We start from the raw sequence: 13,065 nt of genomic DNA, 5'->3' as shown, positions 1-13,065 counted from the left end.
GTCCCTTGTGGACGCCTTTTTTTATGCCTGCTGGTTTTGTTTTTTGCCTCTGTGGGGGCGAGCTCTGCCCGCGAAAACCACCATGCGGTCTGCCAGCGGGTTCGCAGTGCGGCCTTCGCGGGCAGAGCCCGCTCCCACAACACAAGAATCAGACTGACATGCGGCTACCCAGCCGGTACCGCGACGACGGATGCACCAACCGCACGTAGGTCACCGCCCGTTCCGCGTTCCAGGTGCGCCGCCGCAGCACCAGGCACGCCTCTTGCGCATCCATCTGCAACAGCCTCGCTTCCTCTTCGCCAGGGTGCCCGGCTTCGACAATATGTTCCATCTCGTCGGGCCGAATCACCTGCAACAAGTAACGTGCCGGTTGCAGTTGCGCACCGAAGTCCTGTTCCAGCAACTTCGGTATCAGCTCCGGGTTCACGTAGCGGTCTTCCAACTGCACCGGCACACCTTCTTCCAGATGCACGCACAGCAGATGAAACACCGATGCCCCCGTGGCCAGGCCCATGGCCGCGGCAACGGTCATCGACGCAGCTTCGCGGCCCATGTGCAGCATGCGGCACTCATAGGCATGGCCGCGGGCGAGAATCTCGTCGCCGATGTTGCTGATGCGCATCAGGTTCGACTGCGGCTTGTTTTCGGCGACGAAGGTGCCCACGCCGTTCACCCGTACCAAGCGACCTTCGTCCGCCAGCTCGCGCAGGGCGCGGTTGACGGTCATGCGCGACATGCCCAGGGTTTGCACCAACTGGTTTTCCGAGGCAATCAGGTCGCCGGGTTTCCATTGCCCGGCGTTAACCTTGTCCAGCACAAAGTCCTTGGCCTTCTGGTACAGCGCCTGTGCGGGGCGGCAGCTCATCCCTGGTACAGCTCGGCAAAGGCCAGCCAGCGGCCGAACGCGCCATCTTCCACCCAACTGCGAGCAGCGGCGATGTCGGGGGCGAAGTAGCGGTCTTCGTGGTAATGGGCCACGCCTTCACGAATGAAGACCATCACTTCGGTGAGCTTGGGTGAGGTTTTCAACGGTGCCAAGAGGTCGATGCCCTGGGCGGCGCCCAGCAGTTCGATGGCCACCACGGCGCTGCTGTTGCCAGCCATGTCCAGCAGGCGGCGGGCGGCGAAAGTGGCCATGGACACGTGGTCTTCCTGGTTCGCCGAGGTGGGCAGGCTGTCGATGGACGCCGGGTGGGCCAGGGTCTTGTTTTCCGAGGCCAGGGCAGCGGCGGTGACCTGGGCAATCATGAAGCCGGAGTTCAGGCCGCCTTCACGCACCAGGAAGGCCGGCAGGCCGGACAGTGCCGGGTCTACCAGTTGCGCGGTGCGTCGCTCGGACAGCGCGCCGATTTCGGAAATGGCCAAGGCCAGCACGTCAGCGGCCATGGCCACGGGTTCGGCGTGGAAGTTGCCGCCCGACAGTACGTCACCGTCGGCGCTGAACACCAGCGGGTTATCGGACACGGCGTTGGCTTCGCGCAGGAACACACCGGCGGCGAAGCGCATATGGTCCAGGCAGGCGCCCATCACCTGGGGCTGGCAGCGCAGGGAGTAGGGGTCTTGCACGCGCTTGCAGTCGGCGTGGGACTGGCGAATCTCGCTGGTGGCGCCCAGCAGGTCGCGGTAGTAGGCCGCGGCAGCAATCTGCCCCGGCTGGCCGCGCACGGCCTGGATACGCGGGTCGAACGGCACGGCCGAGCCTTTCAGGGCTTCAACGGTCAGGCTGCCGGCCACCACGGCGGCGCTGAACAGTTTTTCGGCGGCAAACAGGCCGCGCAGAGCCAGGGCGGTGGACACCTGGGTGCCGTTGATCAGCGCCAGGCCTTCTTTCGGGCCCAGCTCCAGCGGCGTCAGGCCAGCGATGGCCAGGCCTTCCACGGCGTCCATTTCACGCCCTTCATGACGCACGCGGCCCACACCGATCAACACGGCAGACATGTGCGCCAGTGGCGCCAGGTCACCGGACGCGCCCACCGAACCCTGGGACGGAATACACGGGAACACCTTGGCGGTGTACAGGCTGCGCAGCGCCTCGATGAGCTCCCAGCGCACACCGGAAAAACCACGGGCCAGCGACGCAACTTTCAGCGCCATGATCAGGCCCACACTGGCGTCATCCAGCAACGGGCCGGTGCCGGTGCAGTGGGACAGCAGCAGGTTGCGTTGCAGCTTGGCCAGCTTGTCGGTGGCAATGGAAGTGCGCGCCAGCAGGCCGAAACCGGTATTGATGCCGTACACCGTGCGTTCATTGGCGATGATCTGGCTGACGGTATTGGCGCTGGCCGCCACCACATCCCGGGCCGACGCGTCGAGCTCGAAGGGAGCCTGGTGCTGATAGATGGCGCGCAGTTGGTCGAGGTCGAAATGGCCGGGCAGGATGTGCAGGGTGGCGGGCATGGCGGTGTCCTGATGTCAGGTTGAGAGGGTAGCTATATAATCCTGTATATACAGGTATAGCAAGCACTCTGTGGCCGGTAAAGCGCAGCCTGTCGCAACTAAGACAGCAGCCACTGTCTTTGTGGGGGCGGTGTAGCAACTGTCTTCATGTGGGAGCGGGCTCTGCCCGCGAAGAGGACGGCGTGGTGGTTCAGATACTTCGCGGTGCTGTTTTCGCGGGTAGAACCCGCTCCCACAGGTGCGGGGTGGTGTCACGATGAATAGCGGTGCCTGTAGCAAGCTGCCGAAGGCTGCGTTGCGGCAAACGCGGGGTGTCAGAAAATACGGGGGAGTGACGCGGCCTGCGGCCGCTGCTACAGGGTAGTGGCGGCCGCAGGTTGGGCTGGGGTTAGTGCAGTTTCAGGCGCGGTTCGGTGCCGCGACCGATGCGGCTGCCCAGCATCAACATCATGGTTTTGAAGGTGCCATACAGCGCCATCTGGTGCATGCGGTACAGCGACACGTAGAACATGCGCGCCAGCCAGCCTTCCAGCATCACGCTGCCGGTCAGGTTACCCATAAGGTTGCCCACGGCCGAGAACTTGGACAGCGAGATCAGCGAGCCGTAATCCTTGTAGGTGTATTCCGGCAGATCCTTACCTTCGATGCGCAGCTTAAGCGACTTGGCCAGCAGCGAGGCTTGCTGGTGAGCGGCCTGGGCGCGCGGCGGCACGTTGCGGTCGGTGCCTTTCTGCGGGCAGGCCGCGCAATCACCGAAGGCGAAGATGTTCTCGTCGCGGGTGGTCTGCAGGGTCGGCAGCACTTGCAGCTGGTTGATGCGGTTGGTTTCCAGGCCGTCGATGTCCTTGAGGAACGCCGGCGCGCGGATACCTGCCGCCCACACTTTGAGGCTGGCCGGGATGACCTTGCCGTCGGCGGTCTTGAGGCTGTCGGGAGCCACTTCGCTGACCGAAGCGTTGGTCAGCACGGTAACGCCGAGTTTTTCCAGGGTCTTGTGCACCGGCCCGCCGATACGCTCGGGCAGGGCAGGCAGCACCCGTGGGCCGGCTTCGATCAGGGTGATGCGCATGTTTTCCGGCTTGATCTTGTTCAGGCCGTAGGCTGCCAGCTCGTGGGCCGCGTGATGTAGCTCGGCGGCCAGTTCCACACCGGTAGCGCCGGCGCCGACAATGGCTACGCTGATCTGGCTGTCCAGATCGGCAGTGGCGTGGGCGCGCAGGTAATGGTTGAGCAGTTGCTGGTGGAAGCGCTCGGCCTGCTTGCGGGTGTCCAGGAACAGGCAGTTCTGTGCCGCGCCCAGGGTGCCGAAGTCGTTGGTGGTACTGCCCACCGAAATCACCAGGCTGTCATAACCCAGGGTGCGTGCAGGCAGCAGCTCCAGGCCGTTCTCATCGAGGGTGGCGGCCAGTTGGATCTGTTTGGCGGCACGGTCAAGGCCGCTCATGCGCCCCAGCTGGAATTCGAAGTGGTTCCACTTGGCCTGGGCCACGTAGTTGAGTTCGTCTTCCGAGGAGTTCAGGGAGCCTGCGGCCACTTCGTGCAACAGCGGTTTCCAGATGTGCGTGAGGTTGGCGTCGACCAGGGTCACGCTGGCAGTGCCACGCTTGCCCAGGGTTTTACCCAGGCGGGTCGCCAACTCCAGGCCGCCGGCGCCGCCGCCGACAATCACGATACGGTGTGTCATTTAAAGTACTCATAAGGTTTACGGAATTCTGTGGGTCAGTGGGAAGGGCGAGCGCAAGGCAGCTCAAAGCACCAGGTAACTGATCAGGCGGCTCAACAGGCCAAGTCCTACGGTCACGGCCACCGTCAGCACCAGGAGCATCCACGGCCGAAAGGGCCGGCGCTCGACTTTGTGCTGGGGCAGTTGCAGGTATTCATCCACGCGTTGCTGATCTTCGGGATTCAGACGGCTGCTCATCGTGACCTCTTAAGGTAGACGCTTCTGACTGTGGGAAAAGTACAGTGTTCCCTGCGCAAATCATAACAGCCCAACCCCCTTGTAGCAGCTCTTGTGGGAGCGGGTTCTACCCGCGAAAAGAGCGCCACGGAGTATCTGAAGCACTGCGGTGTCGTCTTCGCGGGTAGAACCCGCTCCTACATAAAGCAGTGCTACAGGCTGATGCCCACATCAAACACAATACTGCGCCCCAGGTTGCTGCGCAGAAAATCCGGCGCATCGGGGTGGGCGAACAGCACGCGGGCGAAGGTGGGCCCCACCAGCGACAGCGAGCGCCAGCCCTGGCGAAGGTACTCGGTGGGCGGCGGGAAATGGCTGTTGAGGTCCAGCACCTCGCGCTTCAGGCTGGCGAACGCAATGATGTCCAGCTCGCCCAGGTCCAGCCCGCGTTCCTTGTAGTTGTGGGACTTCTTGCGCAGGGTTGGCGCCAGGCGCTGCAGCAGTTCCGGCGCCCCGATGCGCTTGGGCCGCGCTTCGCGACGCACCAACTGGGCCAGAGAGAAGGCGCTGCGGCGCCGCTGCAACTCCTCGCGCCATTCATCGTTGAGCCGCCGGCCCTCGTCGAGCACGAAGAACACCTCGAAGCTGGCCTCGCGGAACAGCACGTCGGGCGGCTCCTGGTTGGCCGGGTTGAACTCCTCGTTGCGGTAGGGGATGTTCAGCCCTTGCAGCAGGCGCTGGCAAACCCAACGCTCGCGCTCCCATTTGCGGGCATTGGACAGGAACGCATTGGCTTGTTCGGCCTGGATGGTAAGCAGGCGCAGGTAATCTGAGTCATCCATGCACACAAGCTTAGCGGGTCAAATGCGCTTTGCCGTGAATGACTTGCACACGCTGTGTCACGGTGTGGGGTGTAAACTGCCAACAAGCACATTCGCCAGAGGAACCTGCACATGAAGTTCTGGACCCTGTTGCTCCTCAGCCTGCTGCCCTGCTGGGCCATGGCCCTGGAGGTAGGTGAACGGTTGCCGCCGTGGACGCTGCTGGACCAGTTCGACGCGCCCTACAGCCTCAACGAAGACGCGCGCATTTTGCTGGTGGCGCGCGACATGGGCGGCGCCAAGCTGGTCAACGCCGCGCTGCAAGGCCAGCCCAAGGGCTACCTGGAAGGGCGCAAGGCGGTGTTCCTGGCGGACATCCAGCGCATGCCGGCCTTGATTGCCAGGATGTTCGCGCTGCCGTCCATGCGTTCCTACGACTACCGCGTGGTGCTCGACCGCGAAGGCCGCATCGCTCCCAACTACGGCGTGGCCGATGACTCGGTGCTGTGGCTGGAACTGGACCACCAGCGGGTGGTGGCCCAGCACGCGTTCACCGACGCCGCTGCGTTGAAGACGGCGTTGGAACAGGCGCAAAAATGATCAGCGCGCAGGTGCTGTCCGGCGCGACGCTAAGCGTGGGCTGGTGCCTGTATATACCGGTGTTGGGCTGGGCCGCCTGGCGCGCGCCCTGGGTTGAACTGGTCAGTGACAGCCGCCGCCAGCACCTGCTGTTCGGCACGGTGCTGGCGCTGTTCCTGCTGTGGCTGGTGCGGCGCGATTTCGACACCGGGGTGTCCTACCATTTCATCGGCATGACCGCCGTGACCCTGCTGCTGGACTGGCCGCTGGCGCTGCTCGGCGGCCTGGCCGCGCAGATGGGCCTGGTGCTGCTGGGGCGCCAGGACCTGCTGGCTGCCGGCATCAACGGCCTGCTGCTGATCGGCCTGCCAGTGCTGGTGACGGAAGTCTGTGCCGTGCTGGTGGAGCGCGCGCAGCCGAAGAATCCCTTCGTCTACATCTTCTGCTCAGGGTTCTTTCCTGCCGCGTTGGCGGCGTTGCTGTGCGTGTTCGCCGGGCTGGGGCTGTTGTGGCTGGACGGGCGCTTCGCCCTGCCGGAGTGGATCTGGGACTTTGTCGGCTATCTGTGGCTGGTGATCTTTCCCGAGGCGTTCATCAACGGGGTGATCGTCACGGCGCTGGTGGTGTTCTGCCCCGAGTGGCTGGAAACCTTTAACCGCACGCGGTACCTGGCGGCGCCGTGGAAGGATGAGTGATGCCCCCCGGATGGCGCGCGGAGTTCTGTAGCCGCTGCCGCCAGGCTGCGCTGGCCGGCGTGAACCCTGAAGATCTACAGTGGGGCACGAGGCCAGCGCAGCCTACGGCAGCGGCTACAGGGGTATGTCAGTGCTCGCTATAGGGCAGGTCACCCGAAAACAGCTCATCCTCTGCATCCGGCGCCACCGGGATCTTGTGCTCCTCGGCGGCCCAGGCGCCCAGGTCGATCAGCTTGCAACGGTCGGAACAGAACGGCCGGGTTGGGGTGGCCGCGGTCCATTCCACCGGCGCCCCGCAAGTGGGGCATTGTACGGTCAGGGGTTGGCTCATGATTGGCCTCCAGTCAACGTCAGGTAAAAATCATGCAGCCGCTCGACTTCGGCGCGCAAGGCGCCCAGGTCGCGGTCATTGACCAGCACATCATCGGCGTGGCGCAGGCGTTCCTCGCGGGTGGCCTGGGCCTTGAGGATGGCCTGCACCTGCTCAAGGCTGGTGTTGTCACGGCGCAGGGTACGCTCGATCTGCAGCGCCTGGGGCACATCGATCACCAGCAGGCGCTGGGCGAGCCGGTACTGGCCCGACTCCACCATCAGCGGCGAGACGAACACCGCATAGGGCGAAGTGCCCCTGGCCAGCGCCTGGGCAATCTCGGTGGCAATCAACGGGTGCAACAGGCCTTCCAGCCAGCGCCGTTGCTCGGCGTCCTCGAAAATCAGCCGGCGCAGCGCCGCGCGGTCCAGCGTGCCATCGGCCTGCAACACCCCGGGCCCGAAGTGCCGGGCAATCTCGGCCAGCGCCGGGCGCCCCGGCTCGACCACCCAGCGCGACGCCTGGTCGGCGTCCACCACGTGCACGCCCAGCTCGGCGAAGCGCTCGGCGGCGGCACTCTTGCCGCTGCCGATACCGCCGGTAAGGCCCAGGATCCAGGGCGTCGAAGAAGCTGTAGTCATCAGAAACCAGCAAACTGCATGTAGGAAGCGGTTATTTGACCACCCCACAGCAATGCGATCCAGCCCGCAATGGCCAGATACGGCCCGAAAGGGATCGGCGTGCTGTGCGCAGCATTGCGCAGGCGCAGCAGGATCACCCCGAGAATGGCGCCCACCAGCGACGACAGCAGGATGGTCAGCGGCAGCACCTGCCAGCCACCCCAGGCGCCGAGCATCGCCAGCAGCTTGAAGTCGCCATGGCCCATGCCTTCCTTGCCGGTCACCAGCTTGAACAGCCAGAACACCAACCACAGCGCCAGGTACCCGGCCACCGCGCCCCACAGTGCGTCGGGCAGCGTGGCAAACAGGCCGAACGCGTTGACGATCAAGCCCAGCCACAGCAACGGCAACACCAGCGTGTCAGGCAACAGCTGATGGTCGGCATCGATTATGCTCATGGCCAGCAGGCCCCAGGCCAGCAGCATCATTGCCCCGGCGGCCCAGCCAAAGCCGAAATGCCAGGCAACGAACGCGCTCAACAGGCCGCTGGCCAGCTCCACCAGCGGGTAGCGCTTGCTGATGGGGGCTTTGCAATGGCTGCACTGGCCCTTCAGCGCCAGCCAGCTGACCACGGGGATGTTTTCCCAGGCGCGGATCTTGTGCTCGCAGTGCGGGCAGGCCGATGCGGGGAGCATCAGGTTGTAGCGCGGGCCTTCGGGCTCGGCCGGCAAGCCAAGGATGTCACGGGCCTGGGCTATCCAGTCGCGCTCCATCATTTTCGGCAGGCGGTGGATGATGACGTTGAGGAAACTGCCCACTACGAGGCCCAGGATCAGGGCGCAGAGGGTGAAGGCCACGGGGGAGGTGGCCAGGTATTCGGATAGGGGCATGGGTTAGACGACTGAGCCGAGTTGGAAAATGGGGAGGTACATGGCTACAACCAGCCCTCCGACAACGACGCCGAGGATAACCATAATCATTGGTTCCATGAGGCTTGTTAGGCTATCGACCATGTTATCAACCTCTGATTCGAAGTAACTGGCGACCTTATCCAGCATGTCATCAAGGGCGCCAGATTCCTCGCCAATTGCAGTCATCTGAATTGCCATGCTTGGAAAAATTCCAGTGCTGCGCATGGAAAAGTTCAGCTGCATGCCAGTCGATACATCTTGCTTGATTTTGTTGACGGCATTCTTGAAAACGACATTGCCGGTGGCACCAGCAACCGAGTCAAGTGCCTCAACCAAGGGCACGCCAGCGGCGAATGTGGTCGACAAGGTCCGGGCATAGCGGGCCACGGAGGATTTGTAGATGATGCTTCCGACAATAGGGACTTTGAGTAAAAATCGGTCGATACCATCGCGCATCTTTTGGCTGCGTCTGTAGCTGTAGCGAAAGCCGAAAATGGCCCCAGCAATGACCGCCACCACGATGTACCACCACTCCTGAAGCATCTCCGAGAGGTTGATGACCAGTTGGGTAAATGCCGGAAGCTCAGCGCCAAACCCCTTGAATACATTCTGGAATTGAGGCACTACTTTAATGAGAAGAATGGCGGAGACGATAAAGGCAACTACAAGTACGGCAATAGGGTAGGTCATCGCCTTTTTTATTTTTGATTTTAATGCTTCGGTTTTTTCCTTGTAAGTGGCGACCCTATCAAGGAGTGCCTCTAATGCGCCTGCTTGTTCGCCCGCGTCGACAAGGTTGCAGTAAAGCTCGTCGAAATGTTTTGGTTGTTTGCGTAGGGCAGTCGCAAAACTGTTGCCCGAGGAGACTTCTTGTTTTAAATCGTCCACCAGTTTTCTCATGTTGGGGTTCTCGAAACCTTCCCCAATGATATCGAAGGACTGCAGGAGCGGCACGCCTGCCCTCATCATGGTGGCCATCTGTCGAGTGAATAGGGCGATATCCATCGGTTTGATGGATTTCCCCCTACTAAGTATTGAGGTGGATTTTTTCTTGATTTTACCTGGGGTTACACCTTGCTTTCGCAATTGTGCCTTCACTAACGGAATGCTTTGCGAATTTATTTCACCCGTGACTTTAGAACCTTTGCGGTCAATGCCCTCCCATGAGTAGGTATTGGTCTTGATTGCCGCCGCTTTCACCGCCATTGTTTAGTCCTTGGTCACCCGATTGACTTCTTCCAGACTCGTAACACCCTGCATGACTTTAATGAGTCCGGATGTTCGAAGATCGTTGAACCCTTCCTTTTTTGCCTGTTCTGCAATCTCGATGGAGTTGCCCTGTTCCATGATCAGTCGTTGGAGCGCCTGGGTATTGCGCACCACTTCATAGATGCCCTGCCGGCCCTTGTACCCGTGGTTGCATAGCTCGCACCCCACAGGTTCGAATATCTTGAAGGTGCCAATCCTGTTTTCGGGGAAGCCTTCTTGAAGAAGCGCTTCCCTTGGAATGTCAGCTTCTTTCTTGCAATGCGGGCAGAGCTTTCTTGCCAGCCTCTGCGCAATGATCAAGCTCACGGACGTGGCGATGTTGAAGCCGGCAACTCCCATGTTTTGCAATCGCGTCAGCGTTTCGGCTGCGCTGTTTGTGTGTAAGGTTGACAGGACCAAGTGCCCTGTCTGGGCCGCCTTGATAGCGATTTCCGCTGTTTCGAGGTCGCGGATTTCACCCACCATGATGACGTCAGGATCTTGCCGAAGGAATGAGCGTAGTGCCTGAGCGAAATCCAGGCCCTGTTTCGGATTCACGTTGACTTGGTTAATCCCCTCCATGTTTATTTCTACGGGGTCTTCAGCAGTGGAGATGTTGATGTCGATGGTGTTGAGGATGTTGAGGCCTGTGTAAAGCGAGACGGTTTTGCCTGACCCAGTCGGCCCAGTGACCAAAATCATACCTTGAGGCTGGCTTAATGCCTTTAGGTAAAGTTCTTTTTGCTCGGGCTCATACCCTAGCGCGTCGATCCCCATCTGTGCGCTGGACGGATCGAGAATACGCATGACAATTTTCTCGCCCCACAGGGTGGGCAAGGTATTGACGCGGAAATCAATGGATTTGCTTTTGGATATCCGCATCTTAATGCGACCGTCTTGCGGTTTGCGTCTTTCGGAAATATCCAGACTTGCCATTACTTTTAGGCGTGCTGCGATTCGGCCCGCAAGGTTTATGGGAGGTCTGGCGACCTCCCGAAGAATTCCATCCGTCCGCAGCCTTACTCGATAAATCTTCTCGTAGGGTTCGAAGTGAAGATCGGACGAGCCGCCGCGAATCGCATCAAGCAGCATTTTATTAACAAAACGAACCACCGGGGCATCATCGGCATCTTGTCCGGCAATCGCCTCGTCCCGGTCCGGATCGACTGACTGAACGTCCAATCCATCCAGATCGACGTCTGCCATCTCTTCCAGGCCCGTATTGCCACTGTCGAAAAACTTTTCGATGGCGTCCACCAGCTTGTCATCCTCGACAAGGATAGCCTCGGTGGTCAGCCCAGTGCTGAACTGGATATCAGTAATAGCTTGATGGTTGGTAGGGTCGGAAACGCCAACGAAAAGTTTGTTGCCACGGCGCCAGAGCGGCAGTGCATGATGCTGGCGCACCAGTTTTTCGCTGACCAGGCCTTTTGGTTGGCTCTCTTTATCCAGCATGGACAGGTCCAGGAATGACACCCCGAACTGCTCGGAGGCCACCTCAGCAATTTCTCGACTTTTTACCAGCTTGTTTTGTACCAGAAAATGAACAAGTGGTACGCGATTGCGTTGGGCCTGTTGATACGCCTGTAGCGCACCCTTTTCGGTAAGCAGTTCAGCTTGGACCAATTGTTTGGCCAAGCCGGTGAGGGCGATATCGTTCATTGGGGCACCGGTCATCTAGTCGGTGTTTTATAGCGTAGTCAGGCTTTACTGCCAAATCGAAGGAGATGGGGTGACAAAAAATGTCATAAAATGGCGGCAGCAGGCAGTGTGTTGGCGGCCTCAGTGCCCATTTGGTTCGATTTTATGGCTGTGATCATACTGGCACGCTGCTTGCTGAATCCCTTTCAGGTCTATCGGCCTCCTTGCACACCTGGAGACATACGTATGAAAGGGCAGAAAGGTTTTACCTTAATCGAACTGATGGTGGTGGTAGCCATTATCGGGATCTTGGCCGCGATCGCGATCCCGGCTTACACAAACTATCAAGCCAAAGCCAAGGTTACCGCTGGCCTGGCCGAAGTTTCCGCTCTGAAAACTCCCTTCGAAGATTTGATCAACCAAGGGACAGACGTCACTGCGGCTAACCTCGGCGCCAACGCCTCTGGTAACTGCAACTACACGACCACCACCGGTACGGCCTCTACAGGCGCTGGTACTCTGACCTGTACTCTGGTCAATGCCCCGCCCGCTGTTTCCGGCGTTACCGTGACCCTGACTCGAGCTTCCGGTACTGGCCTCTGGACTTGCGCCACAACTGCCGCAGCTACTTACAAACCGAAAAACTGCACGTAGTTGTTGCTCTGCAGGAGTGCTGGCCCCCCGGATTGTCGAGGGGCCTGCAACCCAGTATGGATGACGGGGGCTGCTTGCTTGCATGGATGAATAAAAGTAGAGGCTTCACCTTATCTGAGTTGATGGTGGTAGTTGCAATTGTTGGGTTGCTTTCCGCATTGGCTTTACCGCTATATTCTCGATATCAGGCTCGCTCCAAAGTATCGGCCGGGCTGTCGGAAATTTCTGCACTGAAAGTAGCATTGCAAATTAATCTTGATCAGGGAGTGGATACCGCCTCCCCGGCCGAGTTGAGCGGGGCTCTATCAAGCGGAAATTGCAGCAGCATTTCGGCGATTGCTGTGGCGGCGACAGGGGCCGCTTCAATCTCTTGTACCTTCACTAACGCCCCGGCGACTGTGAACGGGCAAACGATTACTTGGACCCGAACTCAAGCCTCAGGTTGGTCCTGCGCAACTACCGCACCCGCGGGCTTTGCACCTCAGAGTTGCCCGGGCATCTAAAGGCTGAGAGTAGGAGCATCGGTTGATGGCGAGGGTCCTGAGTGATAACTTAACGTTTAGGTATACCCGCCGGTGTAGCTCAGTCGGTAGAGCAGCGCACTCGTAACGCGAAGGTCGTAGGTTCGATTCCTATCCCCGGCACCATCTCCCCCGCGTCACCAGCACCTTCCTCCCTCAATGCCGCGATATGCGATTGTTCGTGGTCATGTTCGTGGTATCGATCAACCAGATCCACTGGTCATCCGCCTTCACGTTGTTGCACTTGTTGCCATACGCCGCGTAGTTCACGCACAGGGTGCTTTCGGTCACTTGCCAGCTGCCTTTCTGGGGCCCGGTGCCGCCCATGCTCAGTACGGCGGTGCCGTCGGGTTGGAAGGTCTCGCTGTAGGGTTGGCCGTCACGGTTGATGCCGCGGTGCGGGCGGCCTACCAGTGCGCTGCTGATGGCGTCGCCCTTGAGCTCCATGGCGTTGGCCGAAGGGTCGCGGGGGTCGTTGGTGCGTTCGTCGTGCATGGCGCAGCCGGCGAGCAGGATGACCAGGGCGGTCAAGCAGATCCCTTTCATGGTGAAGTACCTGTATTGGCTGGAGGGCCCACTGAGGGGAGATTTGCATATTCCAGCGTAGTCAGGGGAAGGGGCGGGGCTATGTTGATTGGCGATAGGGCGCGGGGTGGTGATGCGCAACGGTTCTGCATGTTTTCGGAACTAATCAGGGCGCGTGCGGTTCGGCAATGCGATGGCATTGCTATCGAGTTGATTGAAGAAAATTGCGCGCTGAACGTTAGT

At 60.4% G+C, this 13,065-nt stretch carries 15 protein-coding genes and 1 tRNA gene; 5 read left to right on the top strand and 11 right to left on the bottom strand.

Going from position 1 to position 13,065, the window contains the following annotated elements:
• Positions 1-148: 148 nt before the first annotated feature.
• From hutC to PMM47T1_RS18130, 5 genes are all read right to left on the bottom strand, one after another.
• A complete protein-coding gene (gene hutC / locus PMM47T1_RS18150) occupies positions 149-865 on the bottom strand; it encodes a histidine utilization repressor (RefSeq protein WP_008371553.1) in 717 nt (238 codons plus the stop codon).
• Positions 862-2,397: a histidine ammonia-lyase gene (gene hutH, locus PMM47T1_RS18145; protein ID WP_008371552.1), complete on the bottom strand. Its 1,536-nt coding sequence runs from the start codon at positions 2,395-2,397 to the stop codon at positions 862-864. The genes hutC and hutH overlap by 4 nt, the downstream gene beginning before the upstream one ends.
• A 388-nt stretch (positions 2,398-2,785) precedes the next feature.
• On the bottom strand, positions 2,786-4,081 hold the full coding sequence (locus PMM47T1_RS18140; protein ID WP_008371550.1) for an NAD(P)/FAD-dependent oxidoreductase: 1,296 nt from the start codon (positions 4,079-4,081) through the stop codon (positions 2,786-2,788).
• 63 nt (positions 4,082-4,144) lie between these two features.
• Positions 4,145-4,318, bottom strand: a complete 174-nt coding sequence (locus PMM47T1_RS18135) for a DUF3094 domain-containing protein (protein ID WP_008371549.1) — start codon at positions 4,316-4,318, stop codon at positions 4,145-4,147.
• 191 nt (positions 4,319-4,509) lie between these two features.
• The gene (locus PMM47T1_RS18130; RefSeq protein WP_008371546.1) at positions 4,510-5,139 is read right to left on the bottom strand and encodes a DUF1780 domain-containing protein; all 630 of its coding nucleotides are present in this window, start codon (positions 5,137-5,139) and stop codon (positions 4,510-4,512) included.
• Between the two features lie 111 nt (positions 5,140-5,250).
• Here PMM47T1_RS18130 and PMM47T1_RS18125 point away from each other — a divergent pair, with 111 nt between their 5' ends.
• The gene (locus PMM47T1_RS18125; protein ID WP_008371544.1) at positions 5,251-5,718 is read left to right on the top strand and encodes a hypothetical protein; all 468 of its coding nucleotides are present in this window, start codon (positions 5,251-5,253) and stop codon (positions 5,716-5,718) included.
• Positions 5,715-6,392 (top strand): energy-coupling factor ABC transporter permease, encoded by a 678-nt coding sequence (locus PMM47T1_RS18120; protein ID WP_008371542.1) that lies wholly within the window; start codon positions 5,715-5,717, stop codon positions 6,390-6,392. The genes PMM47T1_RS18125 and PMM47T1_RS18120 overlap by 4 nt, the downstream gene beginning before the upstream one ends.
• Before the next feature lie 127 nt (positions 6,393-6,519).
• Here the strand turns inward: PMM47T1_RS18120 and yacG are convergent, their stop codons facing one another.
• Genes yacG through pilB form a run of 5 tightly spaced genes read right to left on the bottom strand, consistent with a single transcriptional unit; the run spans position 6,520 to position 11,143 of the window.
• Complete coding sequence (gene yacG, locus PMM47T1_RS18115; protein ID WP_008371540.1) at positions 6,520-6,723, bottom strand: DNA gyrase inhibitor YacG; 204 nt, start codon at positions 6,721-6,723, stop codon at positions 6,520-6,522.
• Complete coding sequence (gene coaE / locus PMM47T1_RS18110; protein WP_008371538.1) at positions 6,720-7,343, bottom strand: dephospho-CoA kinase; 624 nt, start codon at positions 7,341-7,343, stop codon at positions 6,720-6,722. The genes yacG and coaE overlap by 4 nt, the downstream gene beginning before the upstream one ends.
• Positions 7,343-8,212 carry a prepilin peptidase gene (locus PMM47T1_RS18105; RefSeq protein WP_008371536.1) on the bottom strand — a complete coding sequence of 290 codons (870 nt, stop codon included), beginning with the start codon at positions 8,210-8,212 and terminating at the stop codon, positions 7,343-7,345. Before PMM47T1_RS18105 ends, coaE begins: the two co-directional genes overlap by 1 nt.
• A 3-nt stretch (positions 8,213-8,215) precedes the next feature.
• A complete protein-coding gene (locus PMM47T1_RS18100) occupies positions 8,216-9,439 on the bottom strand; it encodes a type II secretion system F family protein (protein WP_008371535.1) in 1,224 nt (407 codons plus the stop codon).
• Positions 9,440-9,442: 3 nt separating this feature from the next.
• Complete coding sequence (pilB, locus tag PMM47T1_RS18095) at positions 9,443-11,143, bottom strand: type IV-A pilus assembly ATPase PilB (protein WP_008371533.1); 1,701 nt, start codon at positions 11,141-11,143, stop codon at positions 9,443-9,445.
• 225 nt (positions 11,144-11,368) lie between these two features.
• Between pilB and PMM47T1_RS18090 the strand changes: the two genes are divergently transcribed.
• The 3 genes from PMM47T1_RS18090 (at position 11,369) to PMM47T1_RS18080 (ending at position 12,423) form a co-directional block, all read left to right on the top strand.
• The gene (locus PMM47T1_RS18090; protein ID WP_008371532.1) at positions 11,369-11,776 is read left to right on the top strand and encodes a pilin; all 408 of its coding nucleotides are present in this window, start codon (positions 11,369-11,371) and stop codon (positions 11,774-11,776) included.
• Between the two features lie 56 nt (positions 11,777-11,832).
• On the top strand, positions 11,833-12,279 hold the full coding sequence (locus PMM47T1_RS29165) for a pilin (RefSeq protein WP_337999158.1): 447 nt from the start codon (positions 11,833-11,835) through the stop codon (positions 12,277-12,279).
• A gap of 68 nt (positions 12,280-12,347) precedes the next feature.
• Positions 12,348-12,423, top strand: a tRNA-Thr gene (locus tag PMM47T1_RS18080).
• 30 nt (positions 12,424-12,453) lie between these two features.
• On the opposite strand, the gene PMM47T1_RS18075 is transcribed toward PMM47T1_RS18080, so the two are convergent.
• Positions 12,454-12,843 carry a hypothetical protein gene (locus tag PMM47T1_RS18075; protein WP_008371528.1) on the bottom strand — a complete coding sequence of 130 codons (390 nt, stop codon included), beginning with the start codon at positions 12,841-12,843 and terminating at the stop codon, positions 12,454-12,456.
• Positions 12,844-13,065: the final 222 nt, after the last annotated feature.

It is taken from the genome of Pseudomonas sp. M47T1, from assembly GCF_000263855.1.
In the GTDB taxonomy this organism is placed as follows: domain Bacteria; phylum Pseudomonadota; class Gammaproteobacteria; order Pseudomonadales; family Pseudomonadaceae; genus Aquipseudomonas.
The sequence above is the reverse complement of the archived record's forward strand: the minus strand, read 5'-3'. Positions and strand labels throughout refer to the sequence as shown.

What these genes read in the sequence shown, in the direction of transcription:
- hutC (WP_008371553.1), bottom strand. Translation starts at nt 865, where the DNA reads ATGAGCTGCCGCCCCGCACAGGCGCTGTACCAGAAGGCCAAGGACTTT.
- hutH (WP_008371552.1), bottom strand. Translation starts at nt 2,397, where the DNA reads ATGCCCGCCACCCTGCACATCCTGCCCGGCCATTTCGACCTCGACCAA.
- PMM47T1_RS18140 (WP_008371550.1), bottom strand. Translation starts at nt 4,081, where the DNA reads ATGACACACCGTATCGTGATTGTCGGCGGCGGCGCCGGCGGCCTGGAG.
- PMM47T1_RS18135 (WP_008371549.1), bottom strand. Translation starts at nt 4,318, where the DNA reads ATGAGCAGCCGTCTGAATCCCGAAGATCAGCAACGCGTGGATGAATAC.
- PMM47T1_RS18130 (WP_008371546.1), bottom strand. Translation starts at nt 5,139, where the DNA reads ATGGATGACTCAGATTACCTGCGCCTGCTTACCATCCAGGCCGAACAA.
- PMM47T1_RS18125 (WP_008371544.1), top strand. Translation starts at nt 5,251, where the DNA reads ATGAAGTTCTGGACCCTGTTGCTCCTCAGCCTGCTGCCCTGCTGGGCC.
- PMM47T1_RS18120 (WP_008371542.1), top strand. Translation starts at nt 5,715, where the DNA reads ATGATCAGCGCGCAGGTGCTGTCCGGCGCGACGCTAAGCGTGGGCTGG.
- yacG (WP_008371540.1), bottom strand. Translation starts at nt 6,723, where the DNA reads ATGAGCCAACCCCTGACCGTACAATGCCCCACTTGCGGGGCGCCGGTG.
- coaE (WP_008371538.1), bottom strand. Translation starts at nt 7,343, where the DNA reads ATGACTACAGCTTCTTCGACGCCCTGGATCCTGGGCCTTACCGGCGGT.
- PMM47T1_RS18105 (WP_008371536.1), bottom strand. Translation starts at nt 8,212, where the DNA reads ATGCCCCTATCCGAATACCTGGCCACCTCCCCCGTGGCCTTCACCCTC.
- PMM47T1_RS18100 (WP_008371535.1), bottom strand. Translation starts at nt 9,439, where the DNA reads ATGGCGGTGAAAGCGGCGGCAATCAAGACCAATACCTACTCATGGGAG.
- pilB (WP_008371533.1), bottom strand. Translation starts at nt 11,143, where the DNA reads ATGAACGATATCGCCCTCACCGGCTTGGCCAAACAATTGGTCCAAGCT.
- PMM47T1_RS18090 (WP_008371532.1), top strand. Translation starts at nt 11,369, where the DNA reads ATGAAAGGGCAGAAAGGTTTTACCTTAATCGAACTGATGGTGGTGGTA.
- PMM47T1_RS29165 (WP_337999158.1), top strand. Translation starts at nt 11,833, where the DNA reads ATGGATGACGGGGGCTGCTTGCTTGCATGGATGAATAAAAGTAGAGGC.
- PMM47T1_RS18075 (WP_008371528.1), bottom strand. Translation starts at nt 12,843, where the DNA reads ATGAAAGGGATCTGCTTGACCGCCCTGGTCATCCTGCTCGCCGGCTGC.